This window comes from Psychroflexus planctonicus (genome assembly GCF_014640195.1).
Taxonomy (GTDB): Bacteria; Bacteroidota; Bacteroidia; order Flavobacteriales; family Flavobacteriaceae; genus Psychroflexus; species Psychroflexus planctonicus.
Genome location: NZ_BMGM01000011.1, coordinates 35,975 through 54,179 on the forward strand (window position 1 = coordinate 35,975; position 18,205 = coordinate 54,179).

General features: G+C 32.9%; 14 protein-coding genes. 6 read left to right on the top strand and 8 right to left on the bottom strand.

The genetic code is table 11. The features are described 5' to 3' along the window. Positions 1–3: 3 nt before the first annotated feature. The 3 genes from IEV72_RS11635 to IEV72_RS11645 are packed head-to-tail and all read right to left on the bottom strand — an operon-like array spanning position 4 to position 4,232. The gene (locus tag IEV72_RS11635; protein WP_229731899.1) at positions 4–1,491 is read right to left on the bottom strand and encodes a peptidylprolyl isomerase; all 1,488 of its coding nucleotides are present in this window, start codon (positions 1,489–1,491) and stop codon (positions 4–6) included. Then, entirely contained in the window at positions 1,436–2,296 is an 861-nt protein-coding gene (locus IEV72_RS11640) for a peptidyl-prolyl cis-trans isomerase (RefSeq protein ID WP_188459295.1), read from the bottom strand. The genes IEV72_RS11635 and IEV72_RS11640 overlap by 56 nt, the downstream gene beginning before the upstream one ends. Next, positions 2,289–4,232, bottom strand: coding sequence for a peptidylprolyl isomerase (locus IEV72_RS11645; RefSeq protein ID WP_188459296.1), 1,944 nt, complete (start codon positions 4,230–4,232; stop codon positions 2,289–2,291). The genes IEV72_RS11640 and IEV72_RS11645 overlap by 8 nt, the downstream gene beginning before the upstream one ends. A 140-nt stretch (positions 4,233–4,372) precedes the next feature. Between IEV72_RS11645 and IEV72_RS11650 the strand changes: the two genes are divergently transcribed. Further along, positions 4,373–4,825 carry an SRPBCC family protein gene (locus IEV72_RS11650; protein ID WP_188459297.1) on the top strand — a complete coding sequence of 151 codons (453 nt, stop codon included), beginning with the start codon at positions 4,373–4,375 and terminating at the stop codon, positions 4,823–4,825. Positions 4,826–4,951: 126 nt separating this feature from the next. Next, positions 4,952–5,473 carry an OmpH/Skp family outer membrane protein gene (locus tag IEV72_RS11655; RefSeq protein WP_188459298.1) on the top strand — a complete coding sequence of 174 codons (522 nt, stop codon included), beginning with the start codon at positions 4,952–4,954 and terminating at the stop codon, positions 5,471–5,473. A gap of 51 nt (positions 5,474–5,524) precedes the next feature. On the opposite strand, the gene IEV72_RS11660 is transcribed toward IEV72_RS11655, so the two are convergent. Then, entirely contained in the window at positions 5,525–6,115 is a 591-nt protein-coding gene (locus IEV72_RS11660; protein ID WP_188459299.1) for an acyl carrier protein phosphodiesterase, read from the bottom strand. An 89-nt stretch (positions 6,116–6,204) separates the two neighbouring features. Between IEV72_RS11660 and glmM the strand changes: the two genes are divergently transcribed. Further along, positions 6,205–7,596, top strand: a complete 1,392-nt coding sequence (gene glmM / locus IEV72_RS11665) for a phosphoglucosamine mutase (protein ID WP_188459300.1) — start codon at positions 6,205–6,207, stop codon at positions 7,594–7,596. Positions 7,597–7,598: 2 nt separating this feature from the next. Continuing rightward, complete coding sequence (locus tag IEV72_RS11670; RefSeq protein WP_188459301.1) at positions 7,599–9,176, top strand: SulP family inorganic anion transporter; 1,578 nt, start codon at positions 7,599–7,601, stop codon at positions 9,174–9,176. 3 nt (positions 9,177–9,179) lie between these two features. On the opposite strand, the gene IEV72_RS11675 is transcribed toward IEV72_RS11670, so the two are convergent. Next, positions 9,180–9,563, bottom strand: a complete 384-nt coding sequence (locus tag IEV72_RS11675) for a DoxX family protein (RefSeq protein WP_229731900.1) — start codon at positions 9,561–9,563, stop codon at positions 9,180–9,182. 130 nt (positions 9,564–9,693) lie between these two features. Here IEV72_RS11675 and IEV72_RS11680 point away from each other — a divergent pair, with 130 nt between their 5' ends. Beyond that, the gene (locus IEV72_RS11680) at positions 9,694–10,329 is read left to right on the top strand and encodes an SDR family oxidoreductase (protein ID WP_188459302.1); all 636 of its coding nucleotides are present in this window, start codon (positions 9,694–9,696) and stop codon (positions 10,327–10,329) included. A gap of 201 nt (positions 10,330–10,530) precedes the next feature. On the opposite strand, the gene fumC is transcribed toward IEV72_RS11680, so the two are convergent. After that, entirely contained in the window at positions 10,531–11,925 is a 1,395-nt protein-coding gene (gene fumC, locus IEV72_RS11685) for a class II fumarate hydratase (protein WP_188459303.1), read from the bottom strand. 159 nt (positions 11,926–12,084) lie between these two features. On the opposite strand from fumC, the gene IEV72_RS11690 reads away from it, so the two are divergent. After that, positions 12,085–12,255, top strand: coding sequence for a hypothetical protein (locus tag IEV72_RS11690; RefSeq protein ID WP_188459304.1), 171 nt, complete (start codon positions 12,085–12,087; stop codon positions 12,253–12,255). A 116-nt stretch (positions 12,256–12,371) separates the two neighbouring features. Here IEV72_RS11690 and IEV72_RS11695 read toward each other — a convergent pair whose 3' ends face one another. Together IEV72_RS11695 and IEV72_RS11700 are read right to left on the bottom strand one after the other, a co-directional pair. Beyond that, positions 12,372–14,813 carry a TonB-dependent receptor domain-containing protein gene (locus tag IEV72_RS11695; protein WP_229731901.1) on the bottom strand — a complete coding sequence of 814 codons (2,442 nt, stop codon included), beginning with the start codon at positions 14,811–14,813 and terminating at the stop codon, positions 12,372–12,374. A 148-nt stretch (positions 14,814–14,961) separates the two neighbouring features. Next, positions 14,962–18,204, bottom strand: coding sequence for a cytochrome c biogenesis protein (locus IEV72_RS11700; protein ID WP_229731902.1), 3,243 nt, complete (start codon positions 18,202–18,204; stop codon positions 14,962–14,964). Position 18,205: the final 1 nt, after the last annotated feature.

An 18,205-nucleotide genomic window follows, 5' to 3' on the forward strand; every position in this document is an offset into this window, starting at 1 on the left:
ATTTTATTGTAGATTTTCAAGCCATTTTTTAGCGAATTCACATTCTTTATATTCAGCGTTGATTTTCACATAGGTATCTTTCACCTTTATGCTTTTCCAGCGTTCAATTTCTTTTAATTGTTTTTGTTTTAGGGCTAACTCTTTAATCCGTGGATAATCTTTTGTAAAATCCGCCTGATGTTCTTCAATTTTTTTAGTTACCGTTAGAATTTTAAAACTTCTTTTACCTGATCGATCTTCATCTTTAATAACGCGGGAGATTTCTCCTTCATCAAGATTGTAAATTCTTGAGTACAATTCTGTATCCATTTTGGCCAACTCAAAACGTTTATCTCCAGTAGCCGAGTTGATTAATTGTCCGCCGTTTTGTCGCGTTTCTTTTTCGTTAGAAAATTCTCTTGCTGCTTCTGCAAATTCTACATCTCCATTTTCTATGGCTTCTTTAATTTTTTCAGCTTTCTCTTTTGCTTCATCTACTGCTTCTTTAGTTACTTCTGGGTAAAGCAAAATGTGGCGTACGTCTACTTGTTGACCTCTTATTTTTTCTACTAACAAAATATGGTATCCAAATTCTGTTTTAAAAGGCTTACTTATTTCTCCTTCATTTAAACTAAATGCGGCATCTTTAAATTCTTTTACAAACTGGTCTTTTCTGGTTAAAGTGTATTTACCACCTGTTTTTTTTGATCCTTCATCTTCAGAATACAAAACAGCTCGAGTGGCAAAGGCTTTTCCTTCTTCTAAAACTTCTCGTCTAAATTCGTTTAATCTTGCTTTTACCGCTTCAATTTGTTCTTCTCCTACTTGAGGTTCAATTACAATTTGCGCTACTTCAACTTCATCACCAAAATAAGGTTTTTCGTCTTCTGGAATCGATTCAAAAAAGTTGCGGGTTTCTTCTGGGGTTACTTCCACTCCGTCAACAATACTTCCTTGCATTTCTTCAGCTAAAGAACGTTGTAAATTTTGCTCGTACAATTCGTTTTTAACTTCATCAATATCTTCTTTTCCGTAAAATTCAAGAATACGTTCTTCAGTTCCAACTTGCTCAATTAAACCAGCTATTTGCTGCTCTGTTCTAGACATAATCATTTCTTCTGAAACAATTAAACTATCCTGAATAGCGTGATGAGCAAATAGTTTGCTATCCATAATACGTTCTAGCATTTTACAGCTTGTCGTTTCAGATTCAGGAATATCTTGTTGTTTTGCATCTAGCTGAAGCTTTTGGATATCGCTATCTATAATCAGATATTTACCTACAACAGCCGCTACTCCATCAATTTTTAATCTTACTTTGTTGTCTTTGGCTTCTACTTTTAAAGGTGTTTCTTTAACCGAGTCTTGTTCTTTAATCAAGTTGTCCTTTTCGTCTACAATTACCTGAGCAAATCCAGGAAGTGTAAATAAAAAGAACAGTACAAAACCGATGTAATTAAAAGGTTTTAAAGTCATTGTTTTGAATTGCATCATCAATAATATCTTTTTCAAGTTGTTTATTTAATTCTAATTTTCTTTTGTTTTCTAAAATTTGTTCTATAGTTGGTTTTAAATAAGAAATAGGTGGTACTTCGTTAGGCGACAAAATTTCGTTTACATGAATAAAATAAGTAAAAATTGAATCTTGAAAGCTTAGTGTTTTTTGTATTTCGTTATCTATTTTCTTACTAAATTCTTCTTGAATACTAGGCAATTGTCTTTGTACATCTTCAAAACGAACCCAAACAGAATCGTTTAGCATATGCAGTTTAAACTCCAAGCTTTTGGCTCGCAAGTATTCTTGGTCTTCAATTGTAAAACTATTAAATCTAGATTTTATTTTATCAACATCTTTTAAATCTGTTTTCATCACTAAGTATCGAAGTTTTAGCAATTTTTCTTTCAATTTAAAATTTTGTTTTTTCTCTTCATAATAAGCAAGAATATCTTCTTCTGAAGTAGTGTAATTTAAGTTTTTTTCGATGAGCGCATCTTTGTATGCATTAATATAAAGCTGAACTCTATATTGCTCGGCCATTTCATTAAACTCTTCTTGTTTTTCTTTTGTTAAATTGAATTTTGCTTTATCTAGTAATAAATTCTTAAGCGCCCATTTTTCAACAAAACGTTTAACGCTTGCAATGCTATCTTCTTTAGAATTAATTTCTGTTGAAAAATTAGGTAAATCTTCTTCATATAAATAGGCATTTCCTGCTTTAGCTAAAGGTTTCCGATTGTCTGATTTTTGAAAATACGAGCAACTCATTAAAAAAAATGAACCTAAAATCAAGAAAATATGTACGCTTTTTCTATTCAAATTCCTTTTTCACTTTTGCCAATTCATCTTCATTTACAACTAAATTGAATTTAGCTTTTAGGTTTTCAACCCACTCTTTTTCTAATTGATTTTGATAATCTGAAATTACTCTTCCTTTTACTTCGCTGTATTCAAGCTGCCGAACTGGTTTAATTTCGTGAATATTATAAATTAGAAAACGGCCGTTGTGCTTGTATATTTTTGAAATGCCGTTAAGCAACTCCAAATCTTCACTGATAGCTGGTGATGTGGTCTTTTTTACTTCTTTTTCTTGAAATATAGCATCTGTTGAAGCATTTGCTTTAGTAGAAAAATCAGATTCGCTTTTCACTAATTTTAAAAACTTTTTAGCAGCTCTTTTTTTGCTAAAACTAGCTATCTCAACTTCAATGGCTTCTTCGGTTTTATATTTTGAAGCATTTTGATTGTAAAATTCTTTTAATGCAATACTGTCTTCTTTTGCTGGATTCCATATTTCTCGTTCCATTACTTCATAAAGTAGCAAGCCATTTTTATACTCGTTTATAGATGCTGCAAACTCCGGATCTAGTTCGGGTAGGTATTTTTTATGATGCTCGACTAAATTTCCATAAACGAATTTATCTGCTAACTCTTCTACAATGGCTTTTTTTGAAGCTTTACTTTTAGCTGCGCGTTGTTGCTTTTCAATATAGTTAGCAAGGTCTTTTAAAGTGAAGCTAGTTGAGTCTATTTGTAAAAAAACTTCATCTGGAATACTTGTTTCGTCTTCAATTTCCCATTGACTTTTAAAAATATCATCATTAATTACATCCACTAAATCAGCCACAGCGTCTTGATTACGAGAAACATTGTACTGGTTTTCAATTTTTTCTTGAATACGGTTGTTGAGCATTTTTGAGCGCTCGCTAGTTTTGATTTTTTTAGTTAAAAAATTTTTCTTTTCTTCGTAAGATTCTAAATCTTCGGTTCCTAAACGTTTAATAATGTGCCAACCAAATCGAGTTTTAAAAGGTGCTGAAACCTGTCCATCTTCGGTTAAAGAAAAGGCTTCTTCTTCAAAAATTGGAGAATTGATATCTCCTAATTCAAAAGCGGGCATCACACCACCATTTTCTGCCGTGTTATCGTCTTGGCTAAACTGTTTGGCTAAATCTTGAAAATTCTCACCAGCTAAAACTTTTTCATAAATATCTTTAATTCTGCTTTGTGGGGTTTGTGTAGTATCTTTTTGTTGTGCACGCACCATGATGTGTGCAATTTTTATCTTACCGATAGATTTTCTTTCTCCAGTTTTTTTAATGATGTGAAAACCAAATTGTGTTTTAACAGGCTCAGAAATTTCATTTACATTTAAGTTATACACAGCATCTTCAAAAGGATAAACCATTTTAAAAGCTCTAAACCAGCCTATGTTTCCACCATTAACTTTAGCAGAAGGATCGTCTGAATGTTTTTTTGCTAGCTCTCCAAAATCGGCTCCATTTTCTAATTCTGTTTTAAGCTCTTTTGCTTTTTTTTGAGCAGCTTCAATTTGTTCTGAAGTAGCATTAGGCTTAGTAGAAATAAGAATATGACTTGCTTTCACTTCGTTTTCGAAACGCTGATAAGTTTCTTTTACCATTGTTTCGGTTACTTCGCCATTAGCAATGTAATTGTCTGCTAATTGTTTATAATATTTCTGGTATTCTTTTAAAAAAGCGGGATCTTTATCTAAATCAAGTTCAAATGCAGCCTCTAGTTTTAATTGATAGGTTTTGAATAACTCAAAATATTCATCAACACTCATTTTATCTTCATCTGCAATTATGTTTGCGTTCTTGGTGTACACATTTACAAAATCACTTGCGTTTACTTCGCGATTATTCACTTTTAATAGAATTCCATCTTCTCCATTGTTCTGGGCAGTAACCACAAAACCAAAAACCATGGCAATTAAAGTATAAAATGTTTTCATTAAATCTAAAATTTTAATCGCACAAAAGTAAGAAAATTCAGCACGTACACAATGTTTAAGTTTTTATAAAAAAGCTTCTAAATTAATGCGTTGCCTATTAATTGCACTTACTTTGCTTAAAGATTGATAAGCCTTTAAAAATGAAGTACACTACAGAAATCTATATAGATTTACCAAGAGAAGATGTAATTGCACTATTTGAAGATACTACCAGGCTTCCAGATTGGCAACGCGGTTTACAAGAAACCAAATTATTAAAAGGAAAAAGCGGAGAAATTGGAGCGAAACGAAAATTAAAAATTAAGCTAGAAGGACAAAAAATAAGTATGTTTGAAACAATTACAGACAAAGACTTACCAAATTATTGGCACGGAAACTATTCGGGAAAAGGATTTACAAGTTCTCAAAAAAATTACTTTGAAGCTGTACATGCCCATCAAACCTACTGGAAATGCGAAAGTGAATTTAATTTTAGTGGCTTTATGATTGTAATTAGCAAGCTTTTACCTACTATCTTTAAAAAACGCTCTGAATTAGTAATGAAGGATTTTAAGGCTTTTGCCGAAAATGGAATAAGCCAAAGAAATACTTAATTGAAGTTTGTATAATTAACTTGCGTAATAACTAATAAGCGAGCAATTTAAAGCTGTTTATTTTATTTTTGTGAAATGTTTCTCATTACCACATAAAATCTTTTTATTTGCAAAAAATTTTTTACAATGAAGAATATACTTTTAGCTGTTTTACTTTTTACCTTTTCAATAGGTTTTTCTCAATCTAAAGTAGGAACAATTAATACCGACGTAATTTTATCTCAAATGCCAGAATTAGAAGGCGTAGAAACCGAGATGAAAAAATACGGAACAGAATTAGACCAAAAAATGAGAGACAAGTATGCAGAATATCAGAAACTTGTTGCTGAGTTTACTGATAATGAAGATGAAATGAACGACGTGATCAAAAAGTTTAAACAAAATGAGCTTGCTGATTTAGAAGAAGACATACAAACTATGCAAGAAAGCTCACAGCAAAAAATGCGAGCAAAGCAAGAAGAGTTACTCAGACCTTTGTATACTAAAATTGGAAATGCAATAGAAGTAATTGTTGAAGATGAAAATTTTACTCAAATTTTTAATGAAGGTAGCAATTTAATTTATATTTCTCCAGAATATGATGTTACTGAAAAAGCAATGAAAATTTTAGGTTTAGATACTTCCATCCTTGAACCGGAAGAAGAATAGATGCACATTTAAAAATTATAAAAAAGGCTGTTTTAATTAAAACAGCCTTTTTTATACCTGGCGTTTACTTTGAAGTTGCTCAACATATACTTGTAATTCATTAAAGAAAATGAAAAAATAATTTTCTAACACATCATGATTTTCCCGTAATGTAGCAATGCTATTTTGTAATTCTGGTTTGTTTGAAGTTCGCTTATTCATCTGAAATAAAATTTGTTCTATGCCTTCTATTTTTTGATAATTAACAAGCCAATTTCCACTTACCATATGTGGATACATACGTTGTACGGCAAGCGGAAGTTTTTCCATATGTAAGTCTAACAAATTATAAAAATCTTCTACAAATTTGCTCAATGGCACAGAACTATATTTTGCCCAATTTTTAGCTAAAAAGTAATCAAAAAGCACATCCGTAATCACCCCGCTATAATGACTAAATTCATCAAAAAACAGACTTCTACATTTTCTTACAACAGCATTTGTATCGGTAAATCTATCAATCTTTCGGTGCAAATAAATACCATAAACAATATCTTGATCAAACTTAGAAGTAGGATCGCCCTTGACAAAATCGCCTATGAAATTGCCAATTTTAATCATTTTATTATCTCCAGAAAGATAGATGTGAGCTAGATAATTCATGCTTTACAAAGCTAATTTAATAAAACCGATTGGTATACTATTTCTATAAATTATAAGAAACCTTATATTAGCCCATAAATTAATTAACTATGACTTTAATAAAATCTATTTCAGGAATCCGCGGAACTATAGGCGGCGTTCCTGGAGAAAACCTTACTCCACTAGATGCTGTTAAATTTGCTGCTGCTTACGGAACTTGGCTTCAAAAAGAACATCCCAAAACCAAATCATTAAGTGTAGTATTAGGTAGAGATGCTCGCATTTCTGGTGAAATGATTCAAAACTTAGTGTCTAACACTTTAGTTGGAATGGGAATAAACATAATAGATTTGGGTCTTTCTACTACTCCAACTGTAGAAATGGCGGTTCCAAATGAAGAAGCGCAAGGTGGTATAATATTAACTGCAAGCCACAACCCAAAACAATGGAACGCCCTTAAGCTATTAAACCAAAAAGGCGAATTTTTAAATGCAGAACAAGGTGCTGAAATTTTAAGAACTGCAGAAAAAGAAGATTTCAATTTTGCTGAAGTAGATTATTTAGGAAAGGTAATGACCAATTCAGCTTATATCGATTTTCATATCGAAAAAGTTTTAGCACATCCTTTGGTAAATGTAAACAAAGTAAAAAAGGCAAAATTTAAAGTTGTTTTTGATGGCGTTAATTCAACAGGAGGAATTAGTATTCCTCCACTTCTAGAAGCCTTAGGCATAGAAGTAGTTAAGCTTTATTGCGAACCCAACGGAATTTTCCCACACAACCCAGAACCTTTAGCAAAACACCTAACCGAATTATCTAAAGAAGTACAAAAACATCAAGCAGATTTAGGTATTACTGTAGATCCTGACGTAGACCGTTTAGCGTTTATGGACGAAAACGGGAAAATGTTTGGTGAAGAATACACCTTAGTAGCGGTTGCCGATTACGTATTAAGTAAGGAAAAAGGAAATACGGTAAGCAATCTTTCATCTTCACGAGCTTTGAGAGATGTTACAGAAAAACATGGTGGCACATATTATGCAAGTGCAGTTGGCGAAGTAAATGTAGTAGCCAAAATGAAAAAAGTAAAAGCCGTTATTGGCGGTGAAGGAAACGGTGGCATTATAGATCCTAAACTACATTATGGTAGAGACAGCTTAATTGGAGTTGCATTATTTTTATCTCATTTAGCTGAAAAAAACATGAACGTATCTGCTTTACGCGCAACCTATCCGTCCTACTTTATGGCTAAAGAGAAAATTGAACTTACCCCACAAATTAATGTAGATTCAATTTTAGAAGAGATGGCAAAGCAATATGCAAATGAAGATGTAAGTACGATTGATGGAGTAAAAATAGATTTTCCAGAAAACTGGGTACATCTTCGCAAATCTAATACTGAACCTATAATTCGAGTATATACTGAAGCAAAATCTCAGGATGAAGCCAACGAATTAGCTAAAAATATTATTACACAAATAAAAAACCTAATTAAAAAATAAATATGTTTAAACACCTCAAGAGAGATATTCCAGCAAGTATAGTTGTATTCTTTGTAGCACTGCCTTTATGTTTAGGAATTGCCCTAGCAAGTGGAGCTCCACTTTTTTCCGGTTTAATATCCGGAATAGTAGGCGGTATAGTTGTCGGAATAATTAGTAAATCTCAAGTAGGTGTTAGCGGACCTGCAGCCGGATTAGCCGTTATTGTACTTAGTGCAATAGCAAGTTTAGGAAAATTTGAATATTTTCTTGCAGCAGTAGTTATTGCAGGGGTTTTTCAAATTATTTTAGGCGTATTAAAAGCCGGTGTAATTGGGTACTTTTTCCCTAACTCTGTTATTAAAGGAATGTTAGCTGGTATTGGTATTATTATAATCATTAAGCAGTTGCCTATTGTATTTGGTATAAATGAAGAGTTTGATTACTTGATTTTTACAGAAGCCAACTCAACTTCAGTTGTTAGAGAGTACAGCCAAATTTTGAATAATATTTCAATTGGAGCAATTTTAATAACCTTGGTAAGTTTATTGATTATCATTTTTTGGGAAAAAGTGCTTGAGAAAAAATCTAAAATCTTCAAGGTATTTCCTGGTTCATTGGTGGTTGTTTTTTTAGGAATTATTTACAAACTTTTAGTCCCTCAAACAAGTGTTTTAAGTATTTCAGACCAAAATTTAGTAGAAGTACCGGTTGCTTCTAACTTTTCTGAATTTATCAGTCAATTTACCTTTCCCGATTTTAGTATTTTAGGATCTTTAGAAATCTGGGTAATTGCCTTTACCATTGCTGTTGTGGCTAGTTTAGAAACTTTGCTAAGTGTTGAAGCTACTGATAAATTAGACCCAGAAAAAAGAGTAACACCAACCAATAGAGAACTTGTTGCACAAGGAACAGGAAATATAATTTCTGGTTTTATTGGCGGATTACCAATAACACAAGTAATTGTTAGAAGTTCTGCCAACATTCAATCGAACAATAAAACAAAGTTATCTGGAATTCTACATGGTTTTTTACTGTTAATTTCCATTATTGCATTACCTAAATTATTGAATTTAATACCGCTATCTGTATTGGCTGCAATTTTATTGGTTGTTGGTTTCAAATTAACGAAGCCTTCTTCAATCAAGACTATAGTTAAACAAGGTATGTATCAATACGTGCCATTTTTTGTAACGGTACTCGGAATAGTAGTTTTCGATTTATTAAAAGGAATCGGTATGGGACTCGGAATTGGTCTTTTATTTGTTTTATATAAAAGCTATAAAAATTCACATTTCTTGCATAAAGAAGAGTCTGAAAACAAAGACAAAGTGCACAAAACAGTAATTAATATGGCTGAAGAAGTGACTTTTTTCAATAAAGGAGCGCTATTAAGAGAATTGTCTAAAATTGAAGAAAATAGCATAGTTGAATTAAAATTTGACAAAACTGTTTTTGTTGATATGGATATCATGGATATTATTGAAGATTTTGCTGAAAATACAACACACAATAATGTTGAAGTAAAAATTTCGTTCAACGGAAAAATTTACAATGAAGCTAGCAACGCAAGAAAAATATTAGCTAGTATCACCAAATAAGCTTTAGTTATTTAGAACTAAAATTAGCAAAGAAATTACCAACATTGTAAATGCAGGAAAAGACTTTTTAGGAGCATCTTTTACTTTTATATGCATACCAATAGCTCCTAGCATTAAGACAACAATTCCAATAGCCGAGATATTTATTGTAACCGGATAAGCTATACCAACTATTAATCCTAATCCAAATAAAACTTTTAAGCCACCAACTAGGTACATCATAAAGTTGGGTAATCCGTAAGCTTTAAATTCTTCTTTCATACTGGATGCGTTTCCACCACGCCATTGTGTAGATTTATTAAAACGTAAGAGCCAAACATTTAATAAAGTAACTGCAACAATTAATTGAGCAGCTAACTGAATGTAATCAATATTTTCAAAATCCATAATGTTGTTTTCTTCCAAATATAAGTAGTGATAAAGGTTATTTAAGGTTTTGATGAATATTTTAATGATATTTTAAAGATTTATAATTTCAAATAGATTTATAAGTAAGTACCTTTCAAAAAAGACTTTTATGGAAAAAATACTAATAATAGGCGCAAATGGAAAAACAGGACAACATATTGTCGAACTTTTAAAAAACATAGATCGTTACCAAGTTTCTGCTATGATTAGAAAAGAGCATCAAAAACAAAATTTTGATAACGACCACATTAAATTTGTAATTGGAGATTTAGAAGAAGATTTTGAACATGCTTTTAAAAACATTGATAAAGTTGTTTTTGCTGCAGGTTCAGGCGGGTCAACTGGAGACGATAAAACATTAGCCGTAGATCGAGATGGCGCGAAAAAAGCAGTCGATTATTCCGTAAAACACAATTTGAAAAAATTTGTCATGCTAAGTAGCATGGGAACAGATCAACCAGAAAAAGTAGAAGGTTTAGAAGTATACTTAAAAGCCAAAAAAGCTGCAGACGATTATCTAAAAAGCAAAGATTTAGATTATAGCATCCTACAACCAGGAATGCTTACTGATGATGAGCCAAAGCACAAAATTCAAATAGCAGAATCCTTATCTGCGGGGAAAATTAGCAGAAAAGATGTAGCTTATGTTTTAGTAAAATCTTTAACTGATAAAATATGCAAAAACAAAACAATGGCTTTTGTATCAGGCGATAAAGATGTTGATGAAGTTTTAGAAACATATTAATTTACAATAGAAATAGATAATTAAAAATTCATTCTATTTAACTCATTGAAGAAAAATTGAATACCTGCATGATTTGATATGAATAATAGGTTTACATCAAAAATATGAAAAGTTAGGAATTCTATGTAAAGTAAAAAAGCATCGGTGAAAATTCACCGATGCTTTTTTTATACTTTCAAAATTAGCAGAAAGTTTAATTACTTATTTTCTACCCGTCATTTCTTCGGGCTTAACCCATTCGTCAAATTCTGCCTCTGTGGTATGTCCCAATCGTACTGCTTCTTCTTTTAAAGTAGTTCCGTTTTGGTGAGCAGCATTGGCTATTTCAGCTGCCTTGTAGTATCCGATTTTGGTATTTAAGGCAGTTACTAACATTAATGAATTTTTTAATAATTCATCTATTCGTTCTTGATTTGGTTCAATTCCTTGTGCGCAATTTTCATCAAAAGAAACGCAAGCATCGCCCAAAAGTTGAGCAGAAGATAACAAATTAGCTGCCATTACAGGCTTAAATACATTGAGCTCAAACTGACCTTGCATTCCGCCAACCGAAATAGCCACATCGTTACCCATTACTTGTGCGCAAACCATAGTTAATGCTTCACATTGCGTTGGATTTACTTTTCCTGGCATGATAGAAGAACCTGGTTCATTTGCTGGAATAATGATTTCTCCTATTCCACTTCTTGGTCCTGAAGACAACATTCTAATATCGTTTGCAATTTTATTCAAAGAAACCGCAAGTTGTTTTAAGGCTCCATGGGTTTCAACAAAAGCATCATGTGCTGCCAATGCTTCAAATTTATTTTCAGCGGAAACAAATGGCATTCCAGTAAATTTAGCAATATATTCAGCCACTTTTTCTGCATACCCATCTGGTGTGTTTAGACCAGTTCCAACAGCTGTTCCACCTAAAGCCAATTCTTGTAAATGTGGTAGTGTGTTTTTAAGTGCTTTTATTCCGTGGTCTAACTGCGAAACATAGCCACTAAATTCTTGGCCTATAGTTAAAGGTGTCGCGTCCATAAAATGCGTTCTTCCAATTTTAACCACATTTTTAAAAGCTTCTGCTTTTTGGTGTAGTGTATCGCGCAATTGTTGAATTCCTGGAATGGTAACTTCAACTATCTTTCTATAGGCTGCAATGTGCATTCCTGTTGGAAAAGTGTCGTTTGAAGATTGCGACTTGTTTACATCGTCATTTGGAGAAATACTTCGTGTTCCTTCGCCTAATTTATTGCCTTCAATTTGATGTGCTCGGTTAGCTACCACTTCATTTACATTCATGTTGCTTTGCGTTCCCGAACCGGTTTGCCATATTACAAGCGGAAATTGATCGTTGTGTTGTCCGGCTAATATTTCATCGCAAACCTTGGCTATTAAATCTCTTTTGGCTTCTGGTAAAACACCTAATTCTGCATTGGTGTAGGCAGCAGCTTTTTTTAAATAAGCAAAACCTTCAATAATTTCAAAAGGCATTGAAGCTGCTGGTCCAATTTTAAAGTTATTTCTGGAGCGTTCAGTTTGTGCTCCCCAAAGTTTATCTGCTGGCACTTTAACTTCACCAATGGTATCTTTTTCTATTCTGTAATCCATATTTTTAAATTTTTAAGCTATACAAATTTAACAAATTACGGTAGCTATAAAGTAGCATCTTCCTATTATTTAAGAAAAAGATGTTGATAAATTCGGTTTCATTTAAATTGAAATATTTGAGACTTATAGTTATATTTGCAATTATAAAAAACAAAGAACATGTTCGATATTAATCAATACTTAGGTTTTCTTGCATTTTTAACCATTTTAACCATTGGTTTCTGGTTGCTTATTTTTTTAACGGCTATTATTCCTTATTGGATTGGCGGTGCTTTAATTGAAAGATTAAAAGAAATGAAAGAAGCTAAAAAGAAAAAAGAAGAAGAGTAAACTGATTCTAAAATAATATACAACAATGAGCTTGAATTAATTAAGTTCATTACTTCATACAAAAAAACCTAGATTTTCATCTAGGTTTTTTTTATTAGGGTATTTCTCATCAAAGTTTAAAATCCTCCTCCATCATCGTAATCACCACCGCCAGAACCTCTTCTTTTTTCTTTAGGTTGATTAAAACGGTATACAAAGGTTAGTGTTACTTGTCTTTCTCTCCACTGAAATTCACTATCTGAAGAAAAGTTTGGTGTAACTGTAAATTGATCTCTCACTCTAGAGTTAAACACGTCTCTTACATTTAATGAAACCGTTGCATTATCATTCAAAATATCTTTACTAAAGGCTAAATCTAATGAAGCAATTGGATCTGTTTTGGTTTGTGCGTTTTCTCTAGGTCCACGATAAAAGGCATTGGTCTGCCATTGTATTTCCCAAGGTAAAATTACATTGGCACTAAATCTACCAAAATAACTTTCGTTGGTTGCTCCGTATTCTTGACCTTCAAAAGCACCTTCACTTTCGAACCTAAAATAGTTGAAACTCAAATTGGTTCTTAGCCATTTTGTAGGATTATAAAGTATTCCTAACTCTGCACCATAACGTTCTTCGGTTGATAGATTAATAGGAATATTTTCTATAATATCTATTCCATCTTCTTCTGTATCTTGACCTGTATCTCTTTGTACTCGCTCAAAAGATTCAGTTTCTCTTTGGTAATATACAGAACTGGTTAAAGTAATTTTTTCCCATCTTTTCAAATACCCCAAATCAAAAGCATTTGCAAATGCAGGATCTAAATCAGGATTTCCTTGAAAAATATTGGTTCTACTGGATTGCGAAGGAAAAGGGTTTAGATACCAGCTTCTTGGACGGTTAATTCTTCGGTTGTAACCTAAAGAAATGTTCTCTTCTTCTCCAATTTCGTAGATTAAATTTACCGTTGGAAACAAACCGTTAAAGGTCTTATCAAAGTCAAAGTTTTGTGTAAAAACATCTTCATTAACAGGAGTTGTTTTACCTTTTAATTGGGTTTGTTCAAAACGAAGCCCTAATAAATAAGAAAAACTATCTCCTAGTTTATTTCCGTATTGTGTGTAAACAGCAGTTATATTTTGCTGAAAATTAAAATTACTTGAAAGGGAATCGTTGCGTGTAAAGTTTGCATTTTCTGTAAGCTTTCTTTGTACCAGAAAGTCTTGAGATGTATCTGAATAATCTCCTCTAAAACCTGCTTCAAATTGAGCATCGCCCATGGGTAAAACGTAATCGGCTTGAAATAAAAAACTATCTTCATCTTCCGCTTCAAATACATTTTGTCGTGCAACAAAATCTGGTGTAGGATTTATAATATCTTCAAAAATCCGATTGTCTTTAGTTTCATCTTTTTTAGAATATTGAAAATCTGCAGTTAATTTGTGGTCACGGTTATCTGGATCAAATCGCTTTTCATAATTTAAAGAATATTGAAAACGCTTGTCGTCTTCATCTTCTTCTTCTGTTCTAAGCGTAGTACTATTCTCAACATCTTCAACAAAACGTGTTGTTCTGTTTCTAGTTCGGTCTAAATCGTCTCCTAAACGCATAAAAAAACTACCGGTTAAAGATGAACTTTCATCAAAGAAATATTCAATACCAGTATTCATATTGAAATTTTTCCCGCTTCTATCATATTCCCGATCTTCTATAATTCTATCAAAATTTTGACCAGTAGTGTATCGGTTATCAAAAAATGCATTCCCTGGTCCTTTTCTGTCGGTATAACCCAAATTATTAAAAATATTAAATTTATCGGTACGTAGATTAACATTGGTATAAGCTCCAGTATTTCTAGGATCACCAATTGTTCCCCGAAATGAACCATTAATTCCCAGTGTTTTTTCTCTTTTCAGAATAATGTTGATGATACCACCCGAACCTTCTGCATCATACCGAGCGGATGGACTCGTAATTACTTCTACAGATTCAATAGCGTCTGCTGGCAATTGTTGAAAAACGTCTTGATCTCCAAAACCTGCAACCGAAGAAGGTTTACCATTGATTAAAATACGAACATTTGAATTTCCGCGTAAGCTAATGGCGCCATCTACATCTACTGTCACGGAAGGTACATTCGCTAAAGCTTCACTTACCGTTCCGCCTTCTGTAGTTAAATCTTTTCCTACGTTGTAAATCTTTTTATCAAGACGAACGTCAACTTGTGTAGTTTCATAAAGCACATTAACTTCATCTAGTTCTTCTTGAGCAAATTTCAGTCTAATTTTACCAAGGTCTAAATCAGATGAAATTTCCTTATTCTTTATATTCTTAGTTTCAAATGAAATAAATTCAACTTTAATATTGTAAGTCCCTTCATCTACATCAATTGAAAAATTCCCATCAAAGTCGGTAACACCACCTGAAACATCATCGGGATTATTCACCGGTATAACTTTAACGGAAGCCATTTCGAGTGGCACTCCTTGATCGTCTAATACAGTTCCTTTAACTTGGTAATTTTGAGCAAAACTTAAGCTCGTAAATAGGCATAAAAATAGTACAGTTATATATTTCACAATTTTGTTTTTGATGGAATTAAATTTCACAACCTTTTGACTATCATAAAAAGATTGCGTTTAATGGGATGTAGTTAATGTTGCGTTAACAATAAGAAGGAAATTATAAAAGCATCTTAATTAGATGATTTATCAAGTTGAATGCGTATTACTTAGCTATTTTAGGCTTAGGTTTAGCATAAAACTTTTTATATTTTTTTCTTGAAAAATAGCCGAGTATTAACCAAACCAGTAAACTACCGAAAATAAATTTATAACTGATAATTTGGTCACCGCTTGCATAAGAATGCAAACCTGTCAAGTAAAAATTAACCCCAAAATACGTCATTAAAATAGATCCAAAGGCAATAACAGATGCCCAATTAAATGCCCAAAAACCGCGCATTCCAGGAACCAAACGCATATGAATAACAAAAGCATACACAAAAATACTAATTAAGGCCCAGGTTTCTTTTGGATCCCAGCCCCAATATCTTCCCCAGCTTTCGTTTGCCCATTGACCGCCAAGAAAGTTTCCAATAGTTAGCATAACTAAACCAACGGTTAAAGCAAGTTCATTAATGTAAGAGAGTTCTTGGATGTTTAACTTCATTTTCTTGAAGTTGTTTTTATTGGTAAATATCATTAAAATTAATGCTACTATTCCTATAATAGTTCCTAATGCAAAAGGTCCATAACTTCCAACAATAACCGCAACATGAATCATCAGCCAATATGAATCTAATACAGGTTGTAAGTTTGAAATAGACGGATCCATCCAATTCCAATGTGCCACCATTAGAATAATGGCGGTGACAAAAGCGGTTGCGCCCATGGTTAAATCACTTTTTCTTCCAAAAGCTAATCCCATAGCAGCAGTTGCCCATGCTACATAAATCATACTTTCGTAAGCATCACTCCAGGGTGCATGACCAGAAATATACCAACGAGCAGCTAAACCTAAAGTATGGAGCAAAAGCAGAACTACAAAAGCTACTTTTGAAATGGAAATAACAATAGTATTGAACTTAGATTCTTTGAATATTTGAATGATTACAAAAATCACCATCAATAAACCAACGTATAAATAAGCCTGAAAAAGTGCATTAAAAATATCGATTTCATTGTAAAGGATTTCAGCTTTTACCTTTTTTTCTGATGGAATAACTTTGGAACCATGCTTTTTTTGAAAGCCGTCTAAAATGGTAAGTAACTCGTTTGGTTGCGAATAATCATCCGTTTTAATGGCATTTTGAAGTGTACTCATGTACAACGGAAAGACTTTATGTACTATGGTTGAGTCTGGACCCACAAAGAAAACTTCGTCTTCTGTTTCTCTTATTTCTGGAATAGAAACCCAACGATCGCCAGGATGATTTGGAATAGGGAAAACACGCAAAACGTTTCCTTGTAATGCATCATACAATAAATTAACTCGTTGGTCTGCTTCAATAAAATCTTTTTGAAATTGATTTGGGACTGCTGCAGAATAAGCATCTCGAAGAAAAGGAGCAAGTTTGTATTCGTTGTTTTCATCAAAAAAATCGGTAATTGAAACGTATTTTTTACCACGGTCAATTCCTAAAAGATTGTGTAAACTATCATTTTTTGGCTTTAAATAAATAATAGGCGCAGGAAACCAACGCATAGGATTTTCAATCATGGAAATAAAAGCCTGATCGCTGGTTAATCCAGCATATTCATCTTTCTTACTCAATTTTCTGAGCAATTCTGAAGAATAGGTGTTTACAGGTTTCATCCTACCATCTGCATCTTGAATAATTAACTCTCCAAAACGTTTAGCATGACTTTTACTTACTGCTTTAGCTTTAATTATAGAATCTAAGGATGCTTTATCAATTTGTGGAGCTTGATTTACAGCCTGAGAAGTTTGTTCTGGTAAGTCTTGTTGCTCAACTTTTTCTTCAACATTTTGAGCTTGCATCTGCAAACCAAAAAACAGAATTACCAAGCTTGCTAATTTTGTTTTTTTAGCTTTAACAGCATCTAATTTTTTACGCAATACACCAAAACGCGAATGTGGATCAAACAAAATTGCCATTAACCCAAGATACAATAAAAAGTAACCGATGTAAGTTACCCAAGTTCCCCACCAATCATGGTTTACGCTAAGTATGGTTCCGCCTTCGTCAGCATCAAAAGAAGCTTGAAAAAAGCGGTATCCTTTATGGTCTAAGACATGATTCATATAAATATCGTACGGATAAGAATTGCTACCGTCTACAACTTCAACTTTACTCATAAAAGATGCATAACTTGGGTTGGCTCGGTCTTCTGTTCCGGGATGTTTTTCAGCAATGAAATCGTTTAATTTTAATGCAAATGGCAATTCGTATTCTTTGCTTCCATAGCGTAGATAAATATCAAATCCACCGACTTCAATTTTTTTCATGTCTTCTAAAAAGCCGCTACCGCCTAGTAAACCAACTTTTTTCTTTTCTCCATTAGCCGTTACTTCTAAAATAACTCCATCAGGCATATTATCGCGTTTCTTTTCAGCTTCTGCAACACTGTATTCTCCGCGTACAACTTCATCTGGAAAAACCACTTGCATCCCACCGATATTATACAAAGAGCGAAGTTGAAGTTCTTGAATAGAATCGGCAACTAAATCTCCCTTTTGTTGGTCTGCCATATGCATGTATTCACCATCAAAGGGAGATTGAATGGTTAATCCTACAGAATTTGTTCCTGAAATATTTACGGCACCTTCTGTATATTTGTTGAAAGCAAACAACATATTACTAATGTTAGCAACTTCGCCTTCACGCAAGTAACGATCTTGACGTTGACCTGTTGAACCGGTTTCTACCATTTTTAGGTAATTTTCACCATCTTCTGTAGCTACTAATTGTTCCTGAGCTCCTTCAAAATAATCTACAATTTGAAAATGTACCGGAGTTTCATCAAAATCAGTTTCAATACGTTTATTGTTGTTTAGTTTTGGAGCCAGTATAAGCGGAAAAGCTTCTTTTTTTCTAAGTAGTTGATCATCTACTTCACCATCAATATAAGTTGATAAATAAGTCTCTTGGGTTAACATGGTGTTGGCTACTTCACCTTCCCGAATTGGCATTACTCCTTCGTAACCAATATAACGTGTAATCCATGCACCAGCTAATATTAAGATGAAAGATAAATGCAACAATAAAGTTGTAAGTTTCTTTTTAGACAATAATTTATACCGGAAAATATTTCCAACAAAGTTGATGACAAAAAAAACCATGATTACTTCAAACCACCAGGCATCGTAAATGAAATATTTTGCAGTTGTTGTTGAATAGGAATTTTCTACAAAAGTACCAATGGCCATGGCTACTGCGTAAATAACAAAAAGGGCAGCCATTAAGCGCGTTGAAAACAATATATCTTTGATTTTTTGCTGAATCATC